Origin of the sequence: Lysinibacillus sp. NPDC056232, assembly GCF_042267565.1 — a bacterium.
Taxonomy (GTDB): Bacteria; Bacillota; Bacilli; order Bacillales_A; family Planococcaceae; genus Lysinibacillus.
Window position 1 is genome coordinate 183,537 of record NZ_JBHJTF010000006.1, and the last position, 1,825, is coordinate 185,361.

The window sequence follows — 1,825 nt, forward strand, 5'->3', positions numbered from 1 at the left end:
TACTTATTGCTTTATTTTCGGTACAGATAAATTACTGCCCGTTATAGCGGGATAAATTTTACCACACTGTCTATACTATACAGTGTGGTATTCTTGTTGTTAGAGGTGATATAGATATGAACAATGAGGAACTACAACATCTTGTTAGTCGAATATCATTAGAAAGTTTCCGGAAGCCTTTTATGCATCGAGCATATTTTAATGCACGGTTACGTTCAACAGGTGGACGTTATCTTTTACAATCGCACAATATTGAAGTTAACCCAAAAGCCTATGAATTATATGGTATTAGTGAAGTAGAAGGGATAGTTCGACACGAATTATGTCATTATCATTTACATTTGGAAGGCAAAGGGTATCAGCATCGAGACAAAGATTTTAGAGAGCTATTAGAAAAAGTGAAGGCTCCTCGTTTTTGTGCAGTATTACAAATCCCTAAGACATCTCCAAAGAAACAACGGCGACTTTATACATATACATGTGTAAAATGCCAACAGTTATATGTAAGAAAAATTAGAATGAATGTGGAGAAATACCGTTGTAGCAAGTGTCTAGGACGTTTAAAACTAATAGAATAAAAAAAATAATAAAAAAGGGTTGACGTTTACTACAGATGCTCCTATAATAGTAAAAGTCGACAAGATAACGACGACAAAACATGTGAATTATTCCGAAGTAGCTCAGTTGGTAGTAGCACCTGACTGTTAATCAGGTTGTCGCAGGTTCGAGTCCTGCCTTCGGAGCCATGGCCCCTTGGTCAAGTGGTTAAGACACCGCCCTTTCACGGCGGTAACACGGGTTCGAATCCCGTAGGGGTCATTTCATTATTTTAATTCATGAAAATATAGTAACGTTGGTCCCGTGGTGTAGCGGTTAACATGCCTGCCTGTCACGCAGGAGATCGCCGGTTCGATCCCGGTCGGGACCGCCACTTATTGGGGTATAGCCAAGCGGTAAGGCAACGGATTTTGATTCCGTCATGCCTAGGTTCGAATCCTAGTACCCCAGCCATTCATTTCTTAATATGAGCCATTAGCTCAGTTGGTAGAGCATCTGACTTTTAATCAGAGGGTCGAAGGTTCGAGTCCTTCATGGCTCATCTCTTTTAAGAAAAAAATTGACTTTTCAGGTTATCATAGTATAATGAGAAAGTTACTAATTGAATGCGGTCGTGGCGGAACGGCAGACGCGCTAGGTTGAGGGCCTAGTGGGGGCAACCCCGTGGAGGTTCAAGTCCTCTCGGCCGCACCAAGTCAATTTATTAATGTATTTATATATGCGCCCGTAGCTCAATTGGATAGAGCGTCTGACTACGGATCAGAAGGTTATGGGTTCGACTCCTGTCGGGCGCGCCATTTTTTTAAAAAAATATTTATATCGCGGGTGTAGTTTAATGGTAAAACCTCAGCCTTCCAAGCTGATGTCGTGAGTTCGATTCTCATCACCCGCTCCAAAAAAAACTTGTTGACGTTCATATTTTTGTATAGTATGATGTAGAAGTTGTCGCTTAGATGCGACGTTATGAACCTTGAAAACTGAACAAGCAAAACGTAATCAATAAAGTTTTTAGTAGCTAACCTTGAGTTAGTGAACGAAATAAAATTTTGGACATCAAACATGATGCCAGCAAAACAATTTGAGCTAATCAAATTTCTTTTATGGAGAGTTTGATCCTGGCTCAGGACGAACGCTGGCGGCGTGCCTAATACATGCAAGTCGAGCGAACAGAAAAGGAGCTTGCTCCTTTGACGTTAGCGGCGGACGGGTGAGTAACACGTGGGCAACCTACCTTATAGTTTGGGATAACTCCGGGAAACCGGGGCTA

Annotated in this window: 1 protein-coding gene, 8 tRNA genes and 1 rRNA gene; all 10 read left to right on the forward strand. The window is 41.5% G+C overall.

Annotated elements, in window-relative coordinates; genetic code table 11:
* The first annotated feature begins 116 nt into the window (after positions 1-116).
* Complete coding sequence (locus tag ACFCYJ_RS07300; protein WP_376072680.1) at positions 117-578, forward strand: SprT family protein; 462 nt, start codon at positions 117-119, stop codon at positions 576-578.
* A gap of 91 nt (positions 579-669) precedes the next feature.
* Positions 670-746, forward strand: a tRNA-Asn gene (locus ACFCYJ_RS07305).
* Between the two features lies 1 nt (position 747).
* A tRNA-Glu gene (locus ACFCYJ_RS07310) sits at positions 748-819 on the forward strand.
* A 36-nt stretch (positions 820-855) separates the two neighbouring features.
* A tRNA-Asp gene (locus ACFCYJ_RS07315) sits at positions 856-931 on the forward strand.
* 5 nt (positions 932-936) lie between these two features.
* Positions 937-1,011: transfer RNA gene (locus ACFCYJ_RS07320), tRNA-Gln, on the forward strand.
* Between the two features lie 15 nt (positions 1,012-1,026).
* A tRNA-Lys gene (locus tag ACFCYJ_RS07325) sits at positions 1,027-1,099 on the forward strand.
* A gap of 66 nt (positions 1,100-1,165) precedes the next feature.
* A tRNA-Leu gene (locus ACFCYJ_RS07330) sits at positions 1,166-1,251 on the forward strand.
* Positions 1,252-1,278: 27 nt separating this feature from the next.
* Positions 1,279-1,355: transfer RNA gene (locus tag ACFCYJ_RS07335), tRNA-Arg, on the forward strand.
* A 24-nt stretch (positions 1,356-1,379) separates the two neighbouring features.
* Positions 1,380-1,453, forward strand: a tRNA-Gly gene (locus tag ACFCYJ_RS07340).
* Between the two features lie 202 nt (positions 1,454-1,655).
* Positions 1,656-1,825, forward strand: a 16S ribosomal RNA gene (locus ACFCYJ_RS07345); the annotation flags it as partial.

Coding starts and splice junctions, on each gene's coding strand:
- ACFCYJ_RS07300 (WP_376072680.1), top strand. CDS start 117: ATGAACAATGAGGAACTACAACATCTTGTTAGTCGAATATCATTAGAA.